We start from the raw sequence: 22,907 nt of genomic DNA, 5'->3' as shown, positions 1-22,907 counted from the left end.
GTTGTAGAGGGGCGAGCGCGCTGGCCCTCAGGCGGCCTGCGCGAGCCGGAAGGCGCCGACCGCCTCGGCAAGCTGGCGCGCCTGCGTTTCGAGCGATCCGGCCGCGGCGGCCGCCTGTTCCACCAGCGCCGCATTCTGCTGGGTGACGGCCTCCATCTGGGTGACGGCCTCGCTGACCTGCACGATGCCGGCGCTTTGCTCAAGCGATGCCGACGAGATGTCTTCCATGATCCGCGCCAGGCGCTGCACGGCGTCCACGGTCTCGCTCATGGTCTGGCCGGCCTGGGCGACGAGTGCGTTGCCCGCACCGACCTTGCTGGCGGAGTCGTCGATCAGGGACTTGATCTCGCGTGCGGCGCTGGCGCTGCGTTGCGCCAGAGCGCGGACCTCGCCCGCCACCACGGCGAAACCGCGTCCCGACTCCCCCGCCCGCGCCGCTTCCACGGCGGCGTTGAGCGCCAGGATATTGGTCTGGAATGCAATGCCGTCGATCACGCTGATAATGTCGGCGATCCGCTTCGAACTGCTGCTGATGTCGCCCATGGTCTGTATCACGCCGCGTACGTCGTCGCCGCCGCGCGTGGCCAGGCGGGCGGCTTCGGCGGCCAGCTCGCTGGCCTGGCGCGCGCTTTCCGTGTTGTTGCTGACCGTGGAGGTGAGCTCCTCCATGCTGGCGGCGGTCTGCTCGAGCGATGCGGATTGGTGCTCGGTGCGTGCCGACAGGTCGGTGTTGCCCGCGGCAATCTCGCGCGCGCCGGTGTTGACGGAGTCGGAGCTTGCGCGCACCTGGCTGACGGTGCGCGTCAGCGCCTCCTGCATGCGTGCCACGGCGGCGAGCACGCGTCCCACCTCATTGCCGCTGGCCGCCACCGCGCGGTGGCTCAGGTCGCCCTTGGCCACGCGGTCGAGATGCTCGGCGGCGGCAGCCAGGGGCGCTACGACGAACGCGCGCAGCCCCAGGTGTACCGCCACGATCAGGCCCAGCGCTGCGGTGATGCCCACCACCACCAGTTTCACCACCAACTGGTAGCGCGCGCTGCTTGCTTCGGTTTCCTGTTGCGACAGCCGGGCCGCCTCCACCTGGAAGCGCTCGACACCCGCCGAGTAGTCCGCGCCCGAAGGCGGGACTTCCTTGTCGTTGAGGGTGGCATAGGCAGCAGCGTCGCCGCTGCGCAGCGCTGCCATGGCGCGCTCTATCGTGCCGGCATGGCGCCGCGCGGCGTCGGCGACCTGGCGGCGCAGGGACGCGTCCTGCTCTTCCTGCGCGGGCGTGGCCTCGAAGCGCTGCAACGCCCTGGCGGAATTTCCGAGGGCTTTGGCGGCGGCATCAAGCGCGCCGGTATCGACCCCGGCACCACCCTCGCGCGCCGTGGCGTAGGCCCGTGCTAGCGCTGCGCGAGCCCGGGTCATGTCCTTGTACGCATCGTTGAGCAACAGCGTGGTGGCGGAAAGCTGCTGGACGCGGCCGGTTGCCTGGTTGGCGGCGCCTAGCGCGAGCACGCCGACGCCGGCGCCAAACACGATCATGCATGCAAAGGTCACCAGGATGCCCAGCAAGGCGGTGCGCACGCTCAGGTTATTCATCATCGGATCGGGACAGGGGTTTGAGATCACCGGACTAACGGAGGCCGTGGCCCGGACTTGACCGGGATCATGCCGATGTTTGCGTCAGATCAATCCCGATGTGTGAAATAGGCGGCCAGGTGTCTGTTTGCGCACAACTTGCGGCCGACCCTCAAGTTGTCGCCGCACCGCACCGATAGACAGGCTTTCAGCCCAGCGCGGGCTCCACAGCCATTAGCCTCCGGGCACCTCGCCATGCTTGCCAGCCTTACCATTCGCGCCCGCCTTCTCGCTACCGTTTCCCTGCTGTTCCTGCTTGCCCTGGGCGTGGGAGTGGCCGCCTTGCTCGGCTTGCGTGCCGCCAACGACGCGCATGAGTCCACCTACACGAACCAGCTCGCTTCGGCGCTGGCGCTGGGCGAAGCGGACCTGAGCCTCACCCGCGCGCGTACGGCGCTGGACCGCGCCATGCTCTACCCGGACAGCCCGGAAGCCAAGGGTTTGCTCGACCGTACCGAAGAGCTGACACGGCGTTCGGACGAGGCATGGAAGCGCTTCATGGCTTTGCCGCGCGACAGCGAGGAAGACCAGTTGGCCGTGGCTGTCGCGGCCAAGCGGGAGGCCGCCAACCGCGATGGCATCGCCGCCATCATCGCCGCGCTGCGGGCCGGGGACCGCGCTCTGGCCGACCAGATCATGGACGGCAAGCTCTCCCGCCTGTTTCGCGACGCCAATGACAGCAGCCTCAAGCTGAGCCAGTTCCAACTCAAGATGGCCGCCGGCAATTTCGAGGCGTCGCAGGTGGCGTATCGCCATTTCCGCAACGGGGTGATTGCCGCCATCGTACTGGCGCTGCTGGTGGCGGCCGCTTGCGCCGTGTTCCTGCTGCGCGCCATCGTTGGCCCGCTGGAACTGGCGCTGAAGCAGTTCGACCGCATCGCGGCGGGCGATCTCAGCCATCCCGTGCAGGTTACGCGCCGCGATGAGATGGGGCGCCTGCTTGAAGGCCTGGCGCGCATGCAGGCCAGCCTGGCGCACACAGTGGGGCGCGTGCGCCAGGGCGCCGGTGCGATCACCGCAGCCACGCGGCAGATCGCAGCCGGCAACGCCGACCTCTCCGGCCGCACGGAGGCGCAAGCCGCCTCCCTGGAAGAAACGGCGTCCAGCATGGAACAGATGACCTCCACGGTGCGCCAGAACGCCGACAACGCGCGCCAGGCCAGCCAGCTTGCCGTCAGCGCGGCCGAGGTGGCCCACCAGGGTGGCGCGGTGGTAGGCGACGTGATGGCCACCATGGGCGATATCAGCGCTGCGGCCAAGACCGTCGCGGAGATCATCGGTGTCGTCGACGGCATTGCCTTCCAGACCAATATCCTGGCGCTCAATGCCGCCGTCGAGGCTGCCCGCGCGGGCGAGCAGGGGCGCGGCTTCGCCGTGGTAGCGGGCGAAGTGCGCGGCCTGGCGCAGCGCAGCGCCGGCGCGGCGCGCGAGATCAAGTCCATGATCGAGACTTCGCTGGCGCATGTCGCAACCGGCAGCAGCCTGGCCGGGCGCGCGGCCAGCACCATGGAGGACGTGGTCGCGGCGATTCGCCGCGTGACCGACATCATGGGCGAAATCGCCGCCGCCTCGGCCGAGCAGAGCAGCGGCATCGAGCAGGTCAACCGGGCGGTGACGTCGATGGACGAAGGCACCCAGCAAAACGCCGCGCTGGTCGAGCAGGCTGCTGCCGCGGCGGCCTCGCTGGAGGAGCAGGCGCGCCAACTGGACCAGGCTATCGCCGCGTTCCGCGTGTAAGCTGGCGGTCGGGCCCGCGCATATGGCGGGATGGGGGATGCGCGGTGGCGCCGCATGCCACTTTTGTGCGTTTGGCCCCATTGGACTAGGGTATACGTAGTGACAAAGGTGGCGGAACGGTGCCATCGTTACCAGCAGGCGGCCTGCGGTGGCCGAAGTGCCGGGAATCCCCGGTTTCCTCGCAAACGGACCTGAATCGTGCGTCGACGTCTCTGGCCCAGGCTACTGTTATTGGCGCTGCTCATTAGTGGCGTCTACTTCGTCTGCGCGGCCGTCAGCGAGGAGCTGGCCACTTCGCGGTTGCAGGCGCGCTACTTTGCCGGGCGGGCGAAGGACATCGCGTTCGCGGTGAAGGACGGTCCGAGTGATCGCATCCGCTTTCCGGAAGACGGGCCTTATGATCTGCGCTTCGGCTACAGCCGCTTGCCGCAGTTCACGGAACTGCTGGAGGCGCGCGGTTATCGCCGCGAACGCCAGGCGCGCTGGTCCGACCAGATGCTCGAGCTGACCGATTCCGGCTTATTCGCGCCGTACCACGAAAAGACCCATGCGCGCCTGGACCTGCTCGATTGCAATGATGAGGCGTTCAATGCCAGGAGCGCGCCGCCCCGTACCTACGGCAGCTTCGACCAGATTCCAGGCTTGCTGGTGGGCGCCTTGCTCTTTATCGAGAACCGCGACCTGCTCGATCCCGAATTTCCCACGCGCAACCCCGCGCTTGATGTGCGGCGCTTCACGCGCGCCGCAATGGACCAGGGCGTGCGCTTTTTCAACGACAAGCACGACGCCGCCGGCGGCAGCACGCTCGCCACCCAGATCGAGAAATACCGCCATTCGCGCGCGGGACGAACCAGTTCGCCCAAGGAAAAGCTTCGGCAGATGGCCAGCGCGTCGATGCGCGCCTATCTGGACGGCCCGAACACCGTGGCCGCCAGGCAGCGCATCCTGCTCGATTACCTGAACTCCGTGCCGCTTTCGGCCCGTGCCGGCCTGGGCGAGATCAACGGGCTGGGGGATGGCCTGTGGGCCTGGTACGGGCAGGATTTCGACGAGGCCAACCGCTTGCTGGCGAATGCGGCAGGCCCGGGACCCGGCGCTGGCCAGGGCGAAGGCGAACTCGGCGAGCGGCAGGCGAAGGTGTTCAAGGAGGCGCTTTCGCTGATCATCGCGCAGCGCGGGCCATCGCATTTCCTGCGCCGCAATACCGCCGGGCTGGTGGCATTGACCGACAGCTACCTGCGCTTGCTGGCGGCTGCGGGCGCCATCCCGCCGTGGCTGCGCGATGCGGCGCTGGCGCAGCCACTGAAGCTGTCTCCCCCGTCGCTGGACCGGCCCGAAATCTCGTTTGTTTCGCGCAAGGCCCTGAGCGGCGTGCGCACCGACCTGCTGCGCTATCTCGATCTCGACAGCAGCTATGAACTGGACCGCCTCGACCTGACGGCCCATAGCACCATCAATACCGGTCTGCAACGTGTCGTCACAGAGGCGCTATTGAAGGCGGGCACGCGCGATGGCGCCCATGCCTTCAACATGTATGGCCACAACCTGCTGCGCGAAGGCGACGACCCCGGCAAGCTGGCGATCAGCTTCACGCTCTACGAGAAGATCGACGGCGCGAACCTGCTGCGCGTGCAGGCCGACAACCTGGACCTGCCGTTCGACCTCAACCGCGGCGCGCGGCTTAACCTGGGCTCCACCGCCAAGCTGCGCACGCTGGTGACTTACCTCGAGATCATCTCGGAACTGCATGAGAAATATGCCGACATGGCGCCCGCCGGGTTGCGCGAGGTCAAGCCGGCCAAGCTCGATGTGTTGACCCAGTGGGTTTTGAACTACCTGCTCACCGCTTCCGACAAGAGCCGTCGCGCCATCCTGGAGGCCGCCATGCTGCGCCGCTACTCCGGCGGGGCGGGCGAAGCGTTCTTTACCGGCGGCGGGCTACAGACCTTCACCAACTTCGAGCGTTGGGAGAACACGAAGATCATGCCCGTGCGGGAGGGTTTCGAGCATTCCGTGAACCTGGTCTTCATCCGCCTGATGCGGGATATCGTGCGTTACGAGACCTACCGGCTGCATCCCGATGCCGACGAGTGGCTGAACAACCCGGCCGCGCCGCAGCGGCGGGCCTACCTGGTCCGCTTTGCCGACAAGGAGGGTAGCGACTACCTGCGCGCTTTTTATTCGAAGTATCGCGGCAAGACCCATCAGGAAGCGTTGAAGCGCTTGCTGGAAAACCGGTACTTCTCGCCGGTGGGGCTGGCGGTGGCGCTACGTAGCGTCGAACCTGACATCGATCCGGAGCAGTTCAACAAGATCATGCGTGCCACCCTGCCGCGCGTGGGGCTGACCGATGACAAGCTGGCGACGCTGTACCGCAAGTACGGCCAGACCAGCTTCTCGCTCAACGACCGCGGCTACCTCGCACGGGTGCATCCGCTGGAGCTATGGCTGCTGGATTACCTGCGCCAGCGGCCTGACGCCAGCCTGGATGAAGTCTTGCGCGACAGCGCCGACCAGCGCCAGGAGGTGTACGTCTGGCTGTTCAAGGCTCGCAATCCCGGTGGCCAGACCCGCCGCATCCGCAGCCAGCTGGAGCGCCAGGCTTTCGCCGAAATCGCGCGGCGCTGGCAACGGCTGGGCTATCCGTTCAGCGGGATCACGCCGTCATATGCCTCGGCGATCGGCGCTGCCGGCGATCGTCCCGCCGCCCTGGCCGAACTGGTCGGGATTATCCAGGGCAATGGCGTGCGCCAGCAGGCGACCGCGCTGCGCAGCCTGGAATTCGCGCAGGGCACGCCATACGCCACCGATTTCGGGCTGGCCGGGCAGGGCAAGCGGCTGTTGAGCGAGGACATCTCGGAGGTAGTGCGCGCGGCGCTGGTCGGCGTGGTGAATTCGGGCACGGCTGGCTCGCTGAAAGCCGCGCTGGGCAGCAGCGGCATCCTGGCCGGCGGCAAGACCGGCACCGGCGACCATCGCTACGAAGTCTACGGGCCGGGCGGCCGGCTGATTTCCTCGCGCGTGGTCAGCCGCTCGGCCACCTTCGTATTCTTCCTTGGCGACCGTTATTTCGGCAACGTTACGGCTTATGTGCAGGAACCCTACGCCGCGCGCTACGCCTTCACCAGCGCGCTGTCCGTGCAACTGCTGAAATCGCTCGCGCCTACGATCCTGCCGCTGGTGCGCGACGGCGGCGCGCGCTCTCCGCTGGCGTGCCGGCATTGAACGGCCGGCACGGCAGTCCCGCTGGATCCGCGGCTAGTCCCAGCAGTGGAGCCGCGCGCAGTACGCGTCCTCGGAAGTCCGGGCATTGCGTTCGTATTCGGCGATCACCTGCAAGGTGGCGGACTGGAGCAAGGAGCCCGCGGTGAGCGAAGCGGCAAACTCGCGCAGGCCCTGCAGGCAAATCACGATGGGAGGTAAAGCTTGGTCCTGCATGATGCGTTGCTGGCTCGTTGATGGGCGGGATGTGCCTCCCGACAATTCGATTGTAGATAGCGGCGAGCCGGGCAATTGCAAAGCAATGTGTCTGCGCGAACCTTTGTGGTGTTGGGCCGTAAATCAGTTGCGTCCGAGCCACGGAGTGTACCGCGCGAGCCGCGTGGTCATCACCATGGCTGCCCTGATCCATGGCGCGATGATGACCGCGGCAGCCATGCGGCCGGTGGGGCGTTGCGCGGCCACCACGGCAACCGGCCCCGGTACAGGAATAAAGCAAGCCGTGGATGAGGTCGAGCGGGGATATCACATGGCCAGCCCCCCGGCACCCTCGGTAAAAACATCGATAATGCCCAGTCCTTTGCACAGCACGAAAGACGGTCGGTTGCCCTTGGGCCGTTGTTCTATTATCATTAAATGTTAATCAAATTAACATTGCTGGCGCACTGGCTGGCACTCTGCAATCCCATGGAATCCAAAACCGCCCGTCTCACCCTGCTGATCGACCCGGTGAAGAAGAACGCCTTCGAGAACCTGTGCGCGGCACAGGACAAGACGCCCTCCCAGGTAGTGCGCCAGTTGATTCGCGACTATCTGGAAATGCATGGCGTAGCTTATGCCACCAAGCCACGGCTTGGTGGCGAGGCGCAGGTGGGGGGCGAGGAAGCCTGAGCGCAGGCCGCCAAAGCGGCGGGCGCGGCTGGAAACGCGAGACCGGCTTCGCCGTCCTGAGCCGGCCGCGCGAACCGCCCGGGCTATCGCCCTGGGCGGGTCCAGACGTGAACGTTGCCCTCAGCGCTTGGAATGCCGGTCGCCGGGCACCGCGGACTGGTGTTCGGCCGGCCGTGGCGTGGTGATCCAGCGTGCTACCGCGGCGGCGTCCAGCGGGCGCGAGAACAGGTAGCCTTGTCCCATATGGCATCCCTGCGAGAGCAGGAACTGGCGCTGCGCTTCGTTTTCCACGCCTTCGGCGACCACCGCGAGTTTCAGGCTGTCGCCAATACGGATGACGGCGCTGGCCAGTTCGCGGGCGGCGGCATCGCTTTCCAGGTCGATCACGAAACTCTTGTCAAGCTTGAGCTGGTGCACGGGCAACTGCCTGAGATAGCCAAGGCTGGAATATCCCGTGCCGAAGTCGTCCATGGACAAGCGTACGCCCTGTGCGTGGATGGCCGCGACGGTGGCGGCAATGCCGGCGTCATCCTCCATCAGCAGCCCCTCGGTCATCTCCAGCACCAGCGCCTGGGCGGGCAGGCCGTGGCGGGCCAGGGTCTCGGCCACTTGTGCCGGCAGCCCCGGGTCCCGGAAGCTGGCGGGCGAGATATTGACCGAGATCGTGGGCACGGACAGCCCCTGCAGGCGCCAGGCGGCGAGTTGCGCGCACGATTGCTCCAGCACCCAGCGATCGAGTGCGCCGATCAGGCCGCTGTCTTCGGCCAGCGGTACGAAGCGGTCGGGCGACACCATGCCGAAATGCGGGTGATGCCAGCGGACCAGGACTTCCAGGCCGTAGAGCCGCCCATCCCGCAGGAACACCTGGGGCTGGAAATTGAGATGCAGTTCCTCCGCGAGCAAGGCATCGCGCAGTGCCGATTCCAGCGCAAGGCGCTCCTGGGCGGCCCAGTTCATCTCGATGCTGAAGAAGCGGAACAGGTTGCGCCCCGCGGCCTTGGCGTCGTACATGGCCATCTCGGCGCAGTGCAGCAGGTAGTCCAGGGCATCGCCGTCGGCGGGAAACATGCTGATTCCGATGCTGGCCGACGGAGCGATGCTGGCGTGATCGATGCGCAGCGGCTGGTGCAGCGCGGCCAGGATGCGCTTGCCCGCGGCAATGGTCCGGGGGCGGTCGCTGTCGGGCAGTACCAGAGCGAACTCGTCGCCCGAAAGCCGTGCCACCAGCGCGGATTCTCCGGCATGCGCGATCAGGCGCTGGGCAACCTCGCGCAACAGCTTGTCGCCGCCGGCGTGGCCAAGCGAGTCGTTGATATGCTTGAAACGGTCCAGGTCGACGAACAGCACGCAGAGCGTGGTGCCGGCCTGGCGTGCGGCGAGCAGCAGGGTGCTAGCCTGCATCTGCAGCAGGCTGCGGTTGGGCAGGCCGGTCAGCGAATCGTAGTGGTCGAGCTGCATGATCCGCTCGGCCGCTGCCTCGCGTTCAAACGCGAGCTTGCATAGCGAAGTGCACACCTCGAAGAGCTGTAGGTGGAACGCATCTGGCTGGCGGACAGTGCGATAGTAGAACGCCAGCGTGGCGAGTACGCGCCCGTCGCTGGCCTTGATCGGATACGACCAGCACGCCGCCAGGCCAAGCGGCAGGGCGAGATCGCGGTAATCCGCCCACAGCGGATCGTTGGCGATATCGCTGACCACCACCGGCTCGCCCAGCCAGGCGGCCGAGCCGCAGGAGCCGGCAGCGGGCCCTATGCTCATGCCGTCCAGTGCCGCCGCGTAGTGCGCCGGCAGGCTCGGCGCGGCCAGCGGGCGCAAACGGCCGTCGGCGTCCACCCGCAGTACCGAAGCAATCACTGAAGGCGCAACGCGTTGCACTTCCTCACAGATCAGTTCCATCACGGCCGGGAGCGGCTGCTCCATCACCATGGCCTGCAACACCTTTCGCTGCAGCAGTTCGTAGGCTTTCTGCTGAGTGATATCCGTGAGGATGACGATGCCGTGATGCCGGTCGCCCCCGGTCGGATGACGGTCGCTGGCGACCAGATGCCGGACCGTGGCGGAGACCCACAGCGGGCTGCCATCGCGCGCGTACACCAGCGCTTCATGGCGTTCGCCGCCGGGGGAGGAGCGGTGGGCATGCAGCCGCTCCATCACGCCCGGATCCGTGAATTCGCGGGCTAGCAGCTCGCGCGGCGTCTTTCCAACCATCTCGCCGCGCGTGTAGCCGAGCATGCGCGTGAGCCCGGCGTTCGCGTACACAATATGCCAGTCGTCATCGACCACGAGGACCGCGCTGTCGATCTCGTCGGCGATGACCGAAAGCAGTGGATGGTCGTCGCGGCTGGGTTCGATGCTGCCCGCCACCTTCAACAGTAGCGTGCGCAGCGTGACGTCTCCGAGCCGGGTACTGGCCTCCGCGATAAAGCCAAAGCGCCGCTCGCCGTCCGGCCGCAGGATCTGGACGGCGGGCAAAGGCAGGGCATGCTCGCCGTCCTGACCGGGTTCCGCGCCGTGAGCGCGCGCGCCGATGCCGGGCAGCTTTTGCACGAGCGCGTCCACGTCCATCCCGAAGACTTGCTTGCGGGATGCCCCATAGAGTGTCTCCGCCGCTGCGTTCAGGAAGATCACCCGGTTGTCCGTGTTCAGTACGAAGACGGCGTCGGAAGCTTGCTCAAGCGAATTGCGGAACAACTGATGCGGGTCGGCTATGCTGAGCGCTTTGTCTCTGTCTGGCATGGGTGAGGTAAACGTCGCTAACGCCCGAGAATGCCTGCCTGGCCCGCCTGGGCTCATGGGACATTGACTCGGCTCTGATGCAGGTATCGGCATCCGGTAGCGGATCCTGAAGTTTTTTTTGCATACCGCTATCCGGGAATTGATTCAGCGACCGCTGAAAACCGCGGATTGCCCGCGCAGGACCGCAATGGCAGCGCCTGCCGCAAGGCCGGCGCGACGCGGCCGGCTTGGCATAATGGCGCGCTGTCCTGGCGGCGCGATGCACGTGCCGTTCCCATCGAACCGGAATTTCCCATGATCATCTGCGCCGGCGTAGGTCCCGGGCACCTTGACTTCCTCACCCTTGGCGTAGCGGACCTCATCCTCGGCGCCGACATCGTGGCCGGATTCGATACGGTCATCGAGGTCATACGGCCGCTGGTGCCGCCGAATGCCCGGATTGTCACCATGGGCTACCAGGACCAGGTCGAGCGGCTCGACTGGGTTGCGGCCGAGCATCATGCCGGCCGCCGCTGCGTGGTGCTGTTCATGGGCGACATGCACTTCAGCGGCTTCCAGTACCTGGAGCGGGTGGAGCGGGCTTGCGGCCATCCGGTGGAAACCGTACCTGGCATTTCCGCCGCCCAGGTGCTGGCCGCGCGCGGCAAGGTTTGTTTCGACGAAACCACCTTCCTGACGTTCCACCGGCGCGGCGACCTGGATCCGTTCAAGCGCCATCTCCTGCATGTGCTGGCGGACCAGCGCAATGCCATCGTCATTCCACGTCCCTGGGATTTCATGCCCAGGGACATCGCCGCCTGGCTGGTGGCCCAGGGCGTTGCGCCGGCGCACCCGGTCGAGGTGTGGGAGAACCTGACGCTGGCAGATGCCGCGTGGCGGGGCACGCTGGCGCAATGCACGCAGGCGTTCAGCGACATGAGCATCATGCTGATCCGCAGCCTGGCGCCGATGCCCAGCCAGATTGAGCCACGGCGCACCCCGGCGCAGGGGGACTCGGGGCAGGAGAAAACTTGATCTGCCGCAACACCCGCGCATCGCCCGCTTGCGCTGCACGGCACACGGAGTAGAGTCCATTCCGGATGGTCGGACAACGTCTCCGCGCGTTCGCGGACGTCCCTGGAACGGAGGGAAAACACCATGGATTTCAAGACCGTGCTGGTCGAACTCGGCGCCGACGCTGGCTGTGCGGATCGCGTCGGCCTTGCCGCCAGGCTGGCGCAGCGCTCCGCGGGCCATGTGATCGGCGTGACAGCCACCGGCATGCGGCTTGAGCCTTTCCGGGGCGCGGGCGACGAGGCCGGGCGCTACGCCGAACTGGCCAGGCGCCAGTTGCTGGCGCAGGGCGCCGAAGCCAGCGCCGCTTTCCATCGTGCCATGCACGAGGCGGCGCCGGGCGTGGGCTTCACGCACCGGCTCATCGAGGACGAGCCCGGCTGGGCCCTGGCCCAACAGGGGCGGATGGCCGACCTGGTTGTCCTGGCCCGCCCGCCCGGCCCGGAATCCGTCCCCGTGCTGGTGGCGCAGACTGCCGAGTATGTGATGCTCAACGCCGGCCGGCCGGTGTTGCTGGTGCCGCCTGGCGCGCGCCGCCTGACTTGCGAGCATGTGGCCATCGCCTGGGACGGCGGACGGGAGGCTGCCCGCGCGGTGGCGGATGCAATGCCCCTGCTGCGCCAGGCGCGGCGTGTCACGGTGGTTTCGGCGTCGAGCACGCATGATCGGACAGGCACCCACGGTATGCCCGATGTCCCCGGCGCGCACGCAGGCCTGCGCGATCATCTGGCGCGGCACGGCATCACCGCTGTCATGCATGCCGTGCAAGGCAGCGACCGGGTGGGCCGGCTGCTGCTGGAAGCCGTGCGCCACCTGGGGGCCGATCTGCTGGTGGCGGGTGGCTATGGCCACGCACGCTTGCGCGAGCTGGTAACGGGCGGCACCACGCGCACGCTGATGCGCCATGCCGAAATTCCGTTGCTGATGTCGCACTGACGGGCCAGCGGTGTTGAGGGCTGCCCGCGGCATCAATAGGTAAATTGATATAGCATTTGGCCGCATATGGATTGCTGCGGCCAGGTGCCACCCTGGCTGGCTGCCACGCGAAGCGAGATCGCCCGAGCCCCACGCCCCCAATGCCCCCAATGCCCCCAATGCCCCCAACGCCCAACGCCATAGAGAGAAATCGATGGAAGTCGATACGATAGACGAAGCATCCGGCGAGGACGCTCCGGCCAAGGCGCAGGCTGCGCGACGCAGCACGTGGGTGAGCGTGGCGGTCAACATCCTGCTGACCTGCATGCAACTGTTGGCCGGCCTGTTCGCCGGCTCGCAGGCGTTGATTGCCGATGCCATCCACTCGTTGTCCGACCTGGTCTCGGATTTCGTGGTGCTGTTTGCCAGCCACCATAGCAGCAAGGGCGCGGACGCCGATCACCACTATGGCCACCAGCGTTTCGAGACGGCCGCGTCGCTGGCGATCGGCGTGCTGCTGCTCGCGGTCGGCGCCGGCATGCTGTGGTCGGCCGTGCAAAAGCTCGAGCAACCGGAGTTGGTGCTGCCGGTCAAGCCCATCGCCCTGTGGGTGGCATTGGGCGCGCTGGCGGCAAAGGAGCTGTTGTTCCGCTACATGCTCGCCGTAGCCGAGCGCGTGCGCTCCAGCATGCTGGTTGCCAATGCGTGGCATGCGCGCTCGGATGCGGCTTCGTCGCTGGTGGTCGCGGTCGGCATTGGCGGCAATATGCTCGGCTACCACATGCTCGATCCCGTAGCGGCGCTGGTGGTTGGCCTGATGGTCACAAGGATGGGCTGGACGTTTTCCCGCGACGCGCTGCACGACCTGATGGATCGCGCCGTGGACGAGCAGACCGTCGAGGCGATCCGGCAGGCCATGGCTGCCACGCCAGGCGTGCAGGGCCTGCATGACCTGAAGACACGCAAGATGGGCGACTTCATCCTTGCGGATGTGCACCTTGAGATCGATGGCGCAATGACCGTGGAAGCCGGACACCGCGTTGCCGTGGAGGCGCGCCGGCGCGCGCTGGAAGTGCGCGGCGTGTTGAATGTGATGACCCATGTCGACCCGGTCCCGGTGGTGCCGCTGCCAGCCGCGGGGCCGGTCCGGCAGGGCGCGGCATGACTGGCCGCCGCGCCTCCGGTTCCAGGAAATGAAGACAAAGACCTGACCGCGAGAGGAAATAAAGATGGGGGACAAAAGACGGGCTGTTGCCTGTGCGGCGGAGTCTGGCAAAGCCGGAGCGCCTAGGCCTACAGCAAGGCTGCGTCGACCGCCAGTATCTTCGGCGCCATATCGATGAGGCGGTCGGCCTGGCGCCGGACCAGGGCGACGATCGAGCGCACCATGTCACGCTCTTCACCGACATACACCGGATCCTCCGCTTGCCCGGCGGCCTGCGCGGCAGCGGCGCGCGCCAGGCTTGTCATGGTCCGCACGGCGGTCGGCCTGCGGATGCCGATGCGTGACATGAAATCCGCGAAGGCATAGGGCGTGGCCTCCGCCATGTCGAACGCATCGCCGATCGCCATCGCAAGGTCATGCAGGAACTGATCGTACTGGACCACGGAGACCAGGTCGTAGAAGGGCGTGGGCGTCAGCCCGGCTCGCGTGCAGAAGAACGAGAAGTTCTTCCCGTGCGCGTCGCTGTTGCCGATCAGGAACTGGAAAATCGCCCATTGCAGCATGATGCGCTGGGCGACGGCCTGGTCGACCGTTTTCTCTCGCAATGAAAACAACCGTGCGAAGCTGACGCCGTCGCGGATCGCCGCAACGTCCCTGGCGGCGCCGAAATTCCGTTCGTATTTGTAGCTCACCGGAAGATCCAGCGCCTGGCATGCATCGACGATATGCAGGCGCCTGACGATGCCGCTTTCCTTCACGCGGTCAAAGCGCGTGACCAGCAGGACCGGGCTGGGGATGCGGAGTATCGACACAGGCGCCACGGGCAAGCCCAGGCGGCCGGCCAGCGTCATGCAGAAGTGTTCGTTTGCCACCATGCAGCTGGCCGAGTCATGGACCGGCTCGGGCTTGACGATGTGGGTGGACGCGACGCCGGCCCCGTCGGCCAGGTAGATGCGCTCCCCGTCCATGAAGACGGCCAGTTTGTCCTGGTAGCCGGCGATGGACAGGCGAACCCGGCCATCCCAGACGGTGAAAGGCACTTGCTCCCGGTCGCGGATGCGCTGGTTCAGTTCAGCGGCGGAGATCTCGCGCAGCTGTGGCGCTTGCGCTGGCGGCGGGGCGTCGGCATGAAAGCTGAGTGCCCCCGCAGTTTCCCCGCCAAGCTGGCGGATCAGGCCGTAGACGTTGTTCTTCGAGACTTGCCCGTAGACCGAGGCGATGTCCAGTGCCCGCCCTTCGGGAAGCAGGTTCTCAATAAAGCGCCTGAGACTTGCCGAACTGGCTGGCCTATCGAAGGGGATGGCTGGCGAGAGTGGGTAGCGATGCGCGGCCGAACGCCAGGCCTCGTCATAGGCAAACGAGAAACTGTCTTCCAGCGCGTCATACTGGACGGCTCCCACCAGCTCGGCACCATCGAAAACGCGGAGCGAGTGCGTTGCCATCAGGCACCCTCGAAAGCGCTGGCGGAAATCTCGATATCCGCGGTGGCCGCCTTCGGTCCCAGGATCATGCCAAGGCCCAGTCCGGAAAGGACGAGCAGGAGCTTGTCGGTCTGGACCGGGCGGCCATTTTCCAGCCGCGACAGAAGATTCGCCGATACGCCGCAAAAGCTCGCCGCGTCGTCGATCCTGAGCTTCTGCTTGAGCCGGCGATGACGGACGAGCGCGCCGAGTTCGCCAAGACTGGAGATTTGCGGCTGGGGAGGGGGCAGGGAGGTTGGCAGCTGGCGCGGCATAGGGTTTGAGACTTCCTGGCTTCTGGGGGATTGTTTCGTCTTACGGAAACAAGCGTCATGCGAAGTGAAACCGGGCTCATTGTTTCCGTATATGGAAACAATAGGATTGATGACGGCCAAAGTCAATATAGTTTCCGTTTAGCGAAACTATAGGTGATGATGGTGACAAGGCACGATAGTTTCCGCAAACGGAAACTATCGTGCCTGATGAGGCATGCGAGGCGGCTGAAACATGGTGGCCCTCCTGTCTCGCTTCGTATCGGTTGGCATCATTTCTCAATGCAGGTCGGGTGCCGCGCCCCGGCGAGCAGCGAGATCTATGCCCCTGAGAGGGATCGCCTGCGTCCCGGCGGCACTCGCATGCCGCGCCGCGAGTTCATATTCATGCAGGTCCGCGTCCGTCCACTTCTCGCCGTTCCAGGCCTGGAAACGCAGTTCGGCAAGCGGGATGGCCGACAACGTACCCAGCCAGTCCGTGGGGTTTGCCCCTGCGCGGATACCGTTGGCGACCATGACCATCGCCTCGGGCACGCCGATCCCCGCTACCCGCGTCACTGTAGGCCAGGGCAGCAGCCGGCCATCCGAGCCGGGCAGGCCAAACCGGTACAGACCGTGCGACGAACCGGCATCGTTCCTGGCACGGTGACAAAAAACGTCGCGGCGTTTCCATTCGATATTGGCTGCCGAGGGTTCCCACTGCTGTTGCCGCGAGAACCAAAGCACCTTGGCCGCGGCGGAGGCGAAGGGCTGCGCAGTCGGGATCAGTGCGCTGGACTGGGCAATCGTCGGCAAATGGGTCGCGGTGGTGTAGTGCCAGACGAAGTGGGTGTTCATGGTTGACTCCTGCTTGTTCACCTCCACAGTGGGCGTAAATACTTGTCATGACAAGCAAGTGCAATGGCGCATTGCTGTGCACGAAAGGGTGGGCGAGGGAAGCGTCTGCGGCATGCAAAGCCGGCAAAGGCAGGAAGGCGGCGGCTTGCCGGGCCAGCCTGCCAGGTGCCCTGTGTTATCCAGGCCGAAAAGTGCTGTAAAAGTAGAGGGCTTTACCTTGTCCGGTACTAGCTGGCGCAGGACGAGGGAACTCGGCCAGGGCCTGACCGGTCACATCCCCCATCATCACCGGAGTCAACGCCAAATGATCCTGTAAGCCCACTTCAAGACTGGTCGCGCCTGTCGAGCCCCTCGGGTTCCGGACGCGTTATCCGTATTGCCTGGAGCTTGCATGACTGACTTCACATCGATGCCGTTCGCGGTATTCTGCGCGCCGCCGTCCGGCGGTTTCCCTACTGGTTCCAATTCGAACTCCAATTCGAACTCATCCCCGGCGTTCTCGCTGTCGCTGCGCCATGTCACCGTGGCGCTGCCCGACGGGCGGGTTCTGCTGGACGACCTCAGCGACACCTTCCATGCCGGGCACATCGGCCTGGTGGGTCGCAACGGCACCGGCAAGAGCGTGCTGGCAAAAGTCATGGCGGGCCTTGTCGCGCCGGATGCCGGGCGCGTGGTCCGCAGCGGCACGGTGGCCTATGTGCCGCAAGACGGCAGACCGGCCGACGGCGCAACGCTGGCGGACGTGGCCGGCCTGACGCCGGCCTTCGACGCGCTCGCGCGGCTTGAGCGCGGCGAGGCAGGTGGGCCGGACTTCGATCTGCTGGAGGGACGCTGGGATCTGCGCGACAAGCTGCGGCTGGCCTGCGAGGCAGCCGGCCTGGGCCACCTGGAGCCGGAGCGGCCTGCCAGCAGCCTCAGCGGCGGCGAACTCACCCGCGTGGCGCTGGTTGGTGCTTTTCTTTCCGGTGCCGATGGCCTGGTGCTGGACGAGCCCAGCAACCACCTCGATCTTGTCGCCCGGCATTGGCTGCGCGAGCAGTTGCGGCAATGGCGCGGCGGCCTGGTAGTGGTCAGCCACGACCGCGAATTGCTGGAAGAGATGACGCACATCGCGGCGCTGACGCCAGAGGGCTTGCGGCACTACGGCGGCAACTACACGCTGTACGCGGCGCAACGGGATGCCGAAGCCGCCGCCGCGCAGGCCGCGCTTGACCATGCGCGCGCCAGCAGGAGCTTGGCCCTGCGCGACCAGCGGCGCCAGCACGATGCCCACCAGCGCCGCGCCGCCCGCAACGACCGCGTGGGCAAGACGGCTAACCTGCCCGGTATCTACCTCAGCCGGCTCAAGGATGGCGCGCAGGCATATTCCGGCCGCGAACAGCGGCGCCAGCAGGAAGCCCGCGCGGCGCTGGACGAAGCCGTCATGCAAGCCGCGCAGCGCACCGAACCGGGCCCGCCTGTGGCACTGATGCTGCCGGGCGCGGTGGTTGCCGCCGGCAAGCGCGTGGTGCACCTGGACAAAGCCGTCGCGCCGTTCCCGGCTGGCGCGCACCCGCTCAGCCTGACGCTGTCGGGGCCGGTGCGGGTAGCTGTCACCGGCCCGAATGGCAGCGGCAAGACGACGCTGCTGAACATGCTGGCCGGTATGTGCGGGCCCGTTTCCGGCAGTTGCACGACAGGTGTCCCCAGCGCCTGGCTCGACCAGCACGCGGCTTCGCTGCTGCCGCCTGGCCAGTCGGTGCTGGAGCGGCTGCGGGAGCTGGACAGTCCCTTGCCGGAGGGCGTGCTGCGCAGTCACCTGTCCTTGCTCGGCCTTGGCGCCGGGCTGGTGCGGCAACTCTCGGGTGCGTTGAGTGGCGGGGAACGCCTGAAGGCGGCGCTAGCGTGCGCGTTGTGGGCGGGGAGTCCGGCCCGGTTGCTACTGCTCGACGAGCCGACCAACCACCTCGACATCGATTCGGTGCGCGCGCTGGAACAGGCCTTGAGCGCCTATCCGGGCGCCATCCTGGTGGTGTCGCACGACCAGCGCTTTCTCGATGCGCTACGGCTGACACATCGGTTGGCCTGGCACGGCGGGGAGTGGCGGCTGGTGCCTTGCGGCTGAGGCGCCGGCGTCAGTTGCCCGCGTCGCCAGGGTGTTCGTCGACCGAGCGGACCGCCGCGCGCCGCAAGGCGTCGAGCGCGGCGCTCACGGCGGTGCGGCCGAAGCCATCGTCGCGCCAGTACATCGACACCGAGCCGAAGCCGGCAAGGCGCAAGGGCAGGATGCGCAGGGCGCCGAGCTGTTCCAGGCGGCGCGCGGTCCGGTGCGAGGCCACGCCGACCATATTGCTGTGGTTGAGCAAGGTCAGGTTGAGGATGACCGAGTTCGACTCCACGCAGTCGCCGGGCATGCTCTCGCCAGCCGCGTTCAGCGCCGATTCCAGCGTGTTGCGGATGGGCGTGCCGCGCGGCCAGACGATCCACCGGTAGGCACGCAGATCGCTCCAGGCGGGCTCGGCCAGTTCGAACAGCGGGTGGCGCGGGCGCGTCACGAAATGGATCGGCTCCATGTAAAGCGCCTCGGTGCGCATCTGCCCGTCTTGCAGTTCCGGGGCGGAGCGTCCCACCACGATGTCGGCCTCGCCCCGCGCCAGTTGCGCCATCAGCAGGTTCATCGTGCTTTCCACCAGCCGGACCTGGGCTTTCGGCAGGCGCTGCAGCAGGGAGGTGACGGCAAGCGGCACGGTATCGGCGGCAGAGGCGCCCGAGGTGCCGATCACGACCAGGCCGGCGCCGCCTTCGCGCATGGCCTGCATGTCGTCGCGGGCGCTATCCAGGTGCGCCTCGATGCGCCTGGCGTGCGCAATCATCGATTCGCCGTAGGGCGTCGGACGCAGCCCGCGTGCGTGGCGCTCGAACAGCGGCAGGCCGATATCGTCTTCGAGTTCCTTGAGCCATTTCGACAGGGCCGGCTGCGTGGTGCTGAGCGCCACGGCGGTCTGGCTCATATTGCCGGTCTGGGCCAGGCTGAGCAGCATTTGCAAGTTGCGCAACCGGAGGCGCTGGGTCCAATCCATCAGGGTATTCCCTTTGAGCTATATCCATATCGATATGGATAAGAGGAATTTGTTATTTTACAAGGTATATCTCCAGGCGTATAAATCTTCCATCGAAGCCCACAGCCCGCAGCCCGCCGTGGCTGCTCCCCGCCCCGCAGGGCGAAGGACCCGGAGACAAGCATGTCAGACGCAAGCAAGAACGCGGATCGCTCGGCGTACTACGGCCGCATCGGCCGCAACCATCTCGCCCCCCTGTGGGAATCGCTGCACGCGCTGGTGCCGCGCGAGCCGCGCCCGCAGGCGCAGCCGGCGATCTGGAAGTACGCCGAGATCCGTCCGCTGGTGATGCAGGCTGGCGAGGTCATCAGCGCGGAAGAGGCCGTGCGCCGCGTGCTGGTGCTGGAGAATCCCGGTCTGCCCGGCAAGTCGAGCATCACGTCCACCCTCTATGCCGGACTGCAACTGATCCTGCCCGGCGAGATCGCCCCCAGCCATCGCCACACGCAGTCCGCATTGCGCTTTATCGTGGAAGGCTGCGGCGCCTGGACCGCCGTCAACGGCGAGCGCACCACCATGCATCCAGGCGATTTCATCATCACGCCATCGTGGACGTGGCACGACCACGGCAACCCAGCCGTGGCCGACGGCGGCGAGCCGGTAGTCTGGCTCGACGGGCTGGATATCCCGCTGCTGCAGCACCTGGACGCCGGGTTTGCCGAAAACTATCCCGAAGCCTCGCAGCCGGTGCTGCGTCCCGAGGGCGACAGCTTTGCCCGCTTCGGCCACAACATGCTGCCGGTGCGCCACCGCGTCACCGATCCCACTTCGCCAATCTTCAGCTACCCGTACGCCCGCAGCCGCGAGGCACTGGACCAGCTCTACCGCAATGGCGAACTCGATGCCTGGGACGGCGTGAAGCTGCGCTACGTGAACCCGGCAACCGGCGGCTGGCCGATGCCGACCATGGCGACCTTCATGCAGTACCTGCCGGCCGGCTTCCAGGGCAAGACCTATCGCAGCACCGACGCCACCGTCTATTCGGTGGTGGAGGGGCGCGGCACCGTGCGCATCGGCGAAGCGCAGTTCCAGTTCGAGCCGCGCGACACCTTCGTGGTGCCGTCCTGGCAGCCCGTGCAACTGGCTTCGGTCGGGGACACGGTGCTGTTCAGCTATTCCGATCGTCCGGTGCTGTCCGCGCTCAACCTGCTGCGCGAAGAACGCACCTGATCTTTTTTGCCCGGGGGCGGAACGCGGCGCGTGCCCGCCCTGCAAGGCTTCATCCATTCTTTCCGTGTGAGGGTTTCCCATGTCTTTCGTTATTGCACCTCCCGCTACCGTGGCCATTCCGGTCGTGGGCAGCAGCGACCAGTTTCCCGTGCGCCGCGTCTACTGTGTGGGCCGCAACTACGCGGCGCATGCCCGCGAGATGGGCTTCGATCCCGATCGCGAGCCGCCGTTCTTCTTCTGCAAGCCTGCCGACGCGGTGATTCCGGTAGCTTATGGCGAGACCCTGACGCTGCCCTATCCGGCGCAGACCGCCAACTACCACTATGAAGCCGAACTGGTCGTCGCCATCGGCAAGGGCGGTTCGGATATTCCGCTGGAACAGGCGCTGGAACACGTGTGGGGCTATGCCGTGGGCCTGGACATGACCCGCCGCGACCTGCAGATGAAGATGCGCGAGATGGGCCGCCCCTGGGAAATCGGCAAGGCCTTCGACGCCTCGGCGCCGATCGGCCCGATCCATCCGGCCAGCGCCGCCGGGCATTTCGCGCAGGGCGCGATCTGGCTGACTGTCAATGGCGCCGACAAGCAGCGCAGCGACGTAACGCACCTGATCTGGTCGGTGGCCGAGACCGTTGCCGATCTGTCGAAGTACTTCCGCCTGGAACCGGGCGACCTGATCTACACCGGCACGCCCGAGGGAGTCGGGGCCGTCAAGCCGGGCGACCTGATGGTCGCCGGTGTGGAGCGCCTTGGCGAATTGTCGGTGCGGGTGGCCTGATTCATCTTTGCGAGGGCTGCGCCGTGCAGATCTATAGCTTCTTCAACAGTTCCACTTCGTACCGCGTGCGCATCGCGCTGGCCCTGAAGGGCCTGCCTTACGACTACCACCCGGTCAATATTCGCGTCGGCGAGCATCGCGCCGCGGACTACGTGGCCGCGATCAACCCGTCTGCCGTGGTGCCGGCGCTGGTCGACGGCGATTTCCACCTCGGCCAGTCGATGGCGATCATCGACTATCTCGATGCCCACCACCCGGAGCCGCGACTCATCCCGCGAGAGCCTGAACTGCGCGCCCGGGTGCTGGAACTGGCCAACGTGATCGCCTGCGACATCCATCCGGTGAACAACATGCGCATCCTGCGTTACCTGCAAGACACGCTCGGGGTATCGCCGGAGCAGAAAGACGCCTGGTACCGGCACTGGGTCGATGAAGGGCTGGGCGCGGTGGAGCGGCTGCTCGCGCAGCACGGGCGCGGCCCGTGGTGCTTCGGGGCGGCGCCCACGCTGGCCGACTGCTGCCTGGTGCCGCAGATCGCCAACGCGCAGCGCATGGGCTGCGATACCAGCGGCTTCGAGCGGGCCATGGCGGTGTACCGCCATGCCAGCGAGCACCGGGCCTTCCGGCAGGCAGAACCTCAGCGGCAGCCGGACTACACGGCGCGCTAACCGAATGGGGTGCCCCAGGGCGTTTTTGTCCCGACGCGCGCACCCAAGGAGACCATCATGAATACCATTCGCAGCACGGACCGCAAGGTGATCGTCGTGGGCGGCGGCATAGGCGGCCTGGCCGCCGCGCTGGCGCTGGCCCGGCAGGGCATCGGCGTCGAATTGCTGGAGCAGGCGGAGAAAATCGGCGAGATCGGCGCCGGCATCCAGCTCGGCGCCAACGCCTTTGCCGCGCTCGATGCGCTGGGCGTGGGCGAAGCCGCGCGCAAGCGCTCGGTCTTTACCGACTACCTGATGATGATGGACGCCATCGATGCCACCGAAGTGGCCAAGGTGGACGTGGGCGCGCGTTACCGCGAGCGCTTCGGCAATCCCTATGCCGTGATCCATCGCGCCGACATCCACCTGTCGATACTGGAAGCCGTGCAGGATCACCCGCTGATCCAGTTCCGCACCGCGACCACGGTGTGCGCGCTGGAGCAGGACGAGCGCGGCGTCACCGTGATCGACCAGCACGGCGAGCGGCACCAGGCCGACGCGGTGATTGGCTGCGACGGCGTGAAATCGGCGGTGCGCCAGGCTTTGCTGGGCGACGAGCCGCGCGTGACCGGGCACGTGGTGTACCGCGCCGTGGTCGACGTGGCCGACATGCCTGCCGACCTGCGGATCAACGCGCCGGTGGTATGGGCCGGCCCCAACTGCCATCTCGTGCATTACCCGCTACGCGGGGGCGAGCAGTACAACCTCGTGGTCACCTTCCATAGCCGCGAGCAGGAAGTGTGGGGCGTGCGCGATGGCAGCAAGGAAGAAGTGCTGTCGTACTTCGAAGGGATCCATGCCCGTCCGCACCAGATGCTGGACCGGCCGAGCTCTTGGCGGCGCTGGGCCACCGCGGACCGCGATCCGGTCGAGCGCTGGAGCTTTGGCCGCGCCACCATCCTGGGCGATGCCGCGCACCCGATGACGCAGTACCTCGCGCAGGGCGCCTGCCAGGCGCTGGAGGATGCCGTCACGCTGGGCGCGGCCATCGAGGCCAGCGACGGCGACTTCGAGGCGGCCTTCGCGCTGTACGAGAAGGTGCGCATCCCGCGCACGGCACGGGTGCTGTACTCCGCCCGCGAGATGGGCCGGCTCTACCACGCCAAGGGCGTGGAGCGGCTGGTTCGCAATTCGCTGTGGGTGGGACGGACGCAGGAGCAGTTCTACGACGCGCTGCAATGGCTGCACGGCTGGCGTGCCGAGGACTGCCTGCGAGGGGCGCGGTAGAGCCGGCTACGAAAGCCGG

At 66.7% G+C, this 22,907-nt stretch carries 18 protein-coding genes; 11 read left to right on the top strand and 7 right to left on the bottom strand.

All coding sequences use genetic code 11. From position 1 onward, the window contains the following. Positions 1-27: 27 nt before the first annotated feature. A complete protein-coding gene (locus tag AC1DS6_RS21545; protein WP_477103048.1) occupies positions 28-1,584 on the bottom strand; it encodes a methyl-accepting chemotaxis protein in 1,557 nt (518 codons plus the stop codon). A gap of 234 nt (positions 1,585-1,818) precedes the next feature. On the opposite strand from AC1DS6_RS21545, the gene AC1DS6_RS21540 reads away from it, so the two are divergent. Together AC1DS6_RS21540 and AC1DS6_RS21535 are read left to right on the top strand one after the other, a co-directional pair. After that, positions 1,819-3,360, top strand: a complete 1,542-nt coding sequence (locus AC1DS6_RS21540) for a methyl-accepting chemotaxis protein (RefSeq protein ID WP_477103038.1) — start codon at positions 1,819-1,821, stop codon at positions 3,358-3,360. A gap of 231 nt (positions 3,361-3,591) precedes the next feature. Further along, entirely contained in the window at positions 3,592-6,585 is a 2,994-nt protein-coding gene (locus AC1DS6_RS21535) for a transglycosylase domain-containing protein (RefSeq protein WP_441629086.1), read from the top strand. A 33-nt stretch (positions 6,586-6,618) separates the two neighbouring features. Here AC1DS6_RS21535 and AC1DS6_RS21530 read toward each other — a convergent pair whose 3' ends face one another. Further along, positions 6,619-6,798: a hypothetical protein gene (locus AC1DS6_RS21530; RefSeq protein ID WP_035864305.1), complete on the bottom strand. Its 180-nt coding sequence runs from the start codon at positions 6,796-6,798 to the stop codon at positions 6,619-6,621. 468 nt (positions 6,799-7,266) lie between these two features. Here AC1DS6_RS21530 and AC1DS6_RS21525 point away from each other — a divergent pair, with 468 nt between their 5' ends. Beyond that, positions 7,267-7,470, top strand: coding sequence for a CopG family transcriptional regulator (locus tag AC1DS6_RS21525; RefSeq protein WP_441629084.1), 204 nt, complete (start codon positions 7,267-7,269; stop codon positions 7,468-7,470). Between the two features lie 120 nt (positions 7,471-7,590). On the opposite strand, the gene AC1DS6_RS21520 is transcribed toward AC1DS6_RS21525, so the two are convergent. Next, positions 7,591-10,206, bottom strand: coding sequence for a sensor domain-containing protein (locus AC1DS6_RS21520; RefSeq protein ID WP_477103037.1), 2,616 nt, complete (start codon positions 10,204-10,206; stop codon positions 7,591-7,593). 294 nt (positions 10,207-10,500) lie between these two features. Here AC1DS6_RS21520 and AC1DS6_RS21515 point away from each other — a divergent pair, with 294 nt between their 5' ends. The 3 genes from AC1DS6_RS21515 (at position 10,501) to AC1DS6_RS21505 (ending at position 13,339) form a co-directional block, all read left to right on the top strand. Continuing rightward, the gene (locus AC1DS6_RS21515; protein WP_441629080.1) at positions 10,501-11,220 is read left to right on the top strand and encodes a cobalt-precorrin-7 (C(5))-methyltransferase; all 720 of its coding nucleotides are present in this window, start codon (positions 10,501-10,503) and stop codon (positions 11,218-11,220) included. Positions 11,221-11,343: 123 nt separating this feature from the next. Then, the gene (locus AC1DS6_RS21510; RefSeq protein WP_477103036.1) at positions 11,344-12,195 is read left to right on the top strand and encodes a universal stress protein; all 852 of its coding nucleotides are present in this window, start codon (positions 11,344-11,346) and stop codon (positions 12,193-12,195) included. 193 nt (positions 12,196-12,388) lie between these two features. Continuing rightward, positions 12,389-13,339, top strand: coding sequence for a cation diffusion facilitator family transporter (locus tag AC1DS6_RS21505; protein ID WP_477103035.1), 951 nt, complete (start codon positions 12,389-12,391; stop codon positions 13,337-13,339). Positions 13,340-13,467: 128 nt separating this feature from the next. Here the strand turns inward: AC1DS6_RS21505 and AC1DS6_RS21500 are convergent, their stop codons facing one another. The 3 genes from AC1DS6_RS21500 to AC1DS6_RS21490 all read right to left on the bottom strand — a co-directional run bounded on the left by AC1DS6_RS21500 (position 13,468) and on the right by AC1DS6_RS21490 (position 15,908). Next, positions 13,468-14,781 carry a HipA domain-containing protein gene (locus tag AC1DS6_RS21500; RefSeq protein ID WP_477103034.1) on the bottom strand — a complete coding sequence of 438 codons (1,314 nt, stop codon included), beginning with the start codon at positions 14,779-14,781 and terminating at the stop codon, positions 13,468-13,470. Then, entirely contained in the window at positions 14,781-15,074 is a 294-nt protein-coding gene (locus AC1DS6_RS21495) for a helix-turn-helix domain-containing protein (RefSeq protein ID WP_441629072.1), read from the bottom strand. Before AC1DS6_RS21495 ends, AC1DS6_RS21500 begins: the two co-directional genes overlap by 1 nt. Before the next feature lie 276 nt (positions 15,075-15,350). Beyond that, on the bottom strand, positions 15,351-15,908 hold the full coding sequence (locus AC1DS6_RS21490; protein ID WP_477103033.1) for a hypothetical protein: 558 nt from the start codon (positions 15,906-15,908) through the stop codon (positions 15,351-15,353). A gap of 391 nt (positions 15,909-16,299) precedes the next feature. Between AC1DS6_RS21490 and AC1DS6_RS21485 the strand changes: the two genes are divergently transcribed. Next, entirely contained in the window at positions 16,300-18,012 is a 1,713-nt protein-coding gene (locus tag AC1DS6_RS21485) for an ABC-F family ATP-binding cassette domain-containing protein (RefSeq protein ID WP_477103032.1), read from the top strand. A gap of 10 nt (positions 18,013-18,022) precedes the next feature. Here AC1DS6_RS21485 and AC1DS6_RS21480 read toward each other — a convergent pair whose 3' ends face one another. Then, positions 18,023-18,967, bottom strand: a complete 945-nt coding sequence (locus tag AC1DS6_RS21480; protein WP_477103031.1) for a LysR substrate-binding domain-containing protein — start codon at positions 18,965-18,967, stop codon at positions 18,023-18,025. A gap of 162 nt (positions 18,968-19,129) precedes the next feature. Here AC1DS6_RS21480 and gtdA point away from each other — a divergent pair, with 162 nt between their 5' ends. The 4 genes from gtdA to AC1DS6_RS21460 all read left to right on the top strand — a co-directional run bounded on the left by gtdA (position 19,130) and on the right by AC1DS6_RS21460 (position 22,888). Next, complete coding sequence (gtdA, locus tag AC1DS6_RS21475) at positions 19,130-20,176, top strand: gentisate 1,2-dioxygenase (RefSeq protein WP_441629064.1); 1,047 nt, start codon at positions 19,130-19,132, stop codon at positions 20,174-20,176. A gap of 79 nt (positions 20,177-20,255) precedes the next feature. Then, a complete protein-coding gene (locus AC1DS6_RS21470) occupies positions 20,256-20,954 on the top strand; it encodes a fumarylacetoacetate hydrolase family protein (RefSeq protein WP_441629062.1) in 699 nt (232 codons plus the stop codon). Between the two features lie 23 nt (positions 20,955-20,977). Beyond that, positions 20,978-21,622: a maleylacetoacetate isomerase gene (gene maiA / locus AC1DS6_RS21465; protein WP_035864331.1), complete on the top strand. Its 645-nt coding sequence runs from the start codon at positions 20,978-20,980 to the stop codon at positions 21,620-21,622. Between the two features lie 57 nt (positions 21,623-21,679). Further along, a complete protein-coding gene (locus AC1DS6_RS21460; RefSeq protein WP_441629058.1) occupies positions 21,680-22,888 on the top strand; it encodes a 3-hydroxybenzoate 6-monooxygenase in 1,209 nt (402 codons plus the stop codon). Positions 22,889-22,907 lie beyond the last annotated feature (19 nt).

The organism is Cupriavidus sp. 05L310 (assembly GCF_056398185.1).
The sequence above is the reverse complement of the archived record's forward strand: the minus strand, read 5'-3'. Positions and strand labels throughout refer to the sequence as shown.

Bases quoted from the DNA above. Each gene is read 5' to 3' on its own strand.
- AC1DS6_RS21545 (WP_477103048.1), bottom strand. From the start codon at position 1,584: ATGAATAACCTGAGCGTGCGCACCGCCTTGCTGGGCATCCTGGTGACC.
- AC1DS6_RS21540 (WP_477103038.1), top strand. From the start codon at position 1,819: ATGCTTGCCAGCCTTACCATTCGCGCCCGCCTTCTCGCTACCGTTTCC.
- AC1DS6_RS21530 (WP_035864305.1), bottom strand. From the start codon at position 6,798: ATGCAGGACCAAGCTTTACCTCCCATCGTGATTTGCCTGCAGGGCCTG.
- AC1DS6_RS21525 (WP_441629084.1), top strand. From the start codon at position 7,267: ATGGAATCCAAAACCGCCCGTCTCACCCTGCTGATCGACCCGGTGAAG.
- AC1DS6_RS21520 (WP_477103037.1), bottom strand. From the start codon at position 10,206: ATGCCAGACAGAGACAAAGCGCTCAGCATAGCCGACCCGCATCAGTTG.
- AC1DS6_RS21515 (WP_441629080.1), top strand. From the start codon at position 10,501: ATGATCATCTGCGCCGGCGTAGGTCCCGGGCACCTTGACTTCCTCACC.
- AC1DS6_RS21510 (WP_477103036.1), top strand. From the start codon at position 11,344: ATGGATTTCAAGACCGTGCTGGTCGAACTCGGCGCCGACGCTGGCTGT.
- AC1DS6_RS21505 (WP_477103035.1), top strand. From the start codon at position 12,389: ATGGAAGTCGATACGATAGACGAAGCATCCGGCGAGGACGCTCCGGCC.
- AC1DS6_RS21500 (WP_477103034.1), bottom strand. From the start codon at position 14,781: ATGGCAACGCACTCGCTCCGCGTTTTCGATGGTGCCGAGCTGGTGGGA.
- AC1DS6_RS21495 (WP_441629072.1), bottom strand. From the start codon at position 15,074: ATGCCGCGCCAGCTGCCAACCTCCCTGCCCCCTCCCCAGCCGCAAATC.
- AC1DS6_RS21490 (WP_477103033.1), bottom strand. From the start codon at position 15,908: ATGAACACCCACTTCGTCTGGCACTACACCACCGCGACCCATTTGCCG.
- AC1DS6_RS21485 (WP_477103032.1), top strand. From the start codon at position 16,300: ATGACTGACTTCACATCGATGCCGTTCGCGGTATTCTGCGCGCCGCCG.
- AC1DS6_RS21480 (WP_477103031.1), bottom strand. From the start codon at position 18,967: ATGGATTGGACCCAGCGCCTCCGGTTGCGCAACTTGCAAATGCTGCTC.
- gtdA (WP_441629064.1), top strand. From the start codon at position 19,130: ATGTCAGACGCAAGCAAGAACGCGGATCGCTCGGCGTACTACGGCCGC.
- AC1DS6_RS21470 (WP_441629062.1), top strand. From the start codon at position 20,256: ATGTCTTTCGTTATTGCACCTCCCGCTACCGTGGCCATTCCGGTCGTG.
- AC1DS6_RS21460 (WP_441629058.1), top strand. From the start codon at position 21,680: ATGAATACCATTCGCAGCACGGACCGCAAGGTGATCGTCGTGGGCGGC.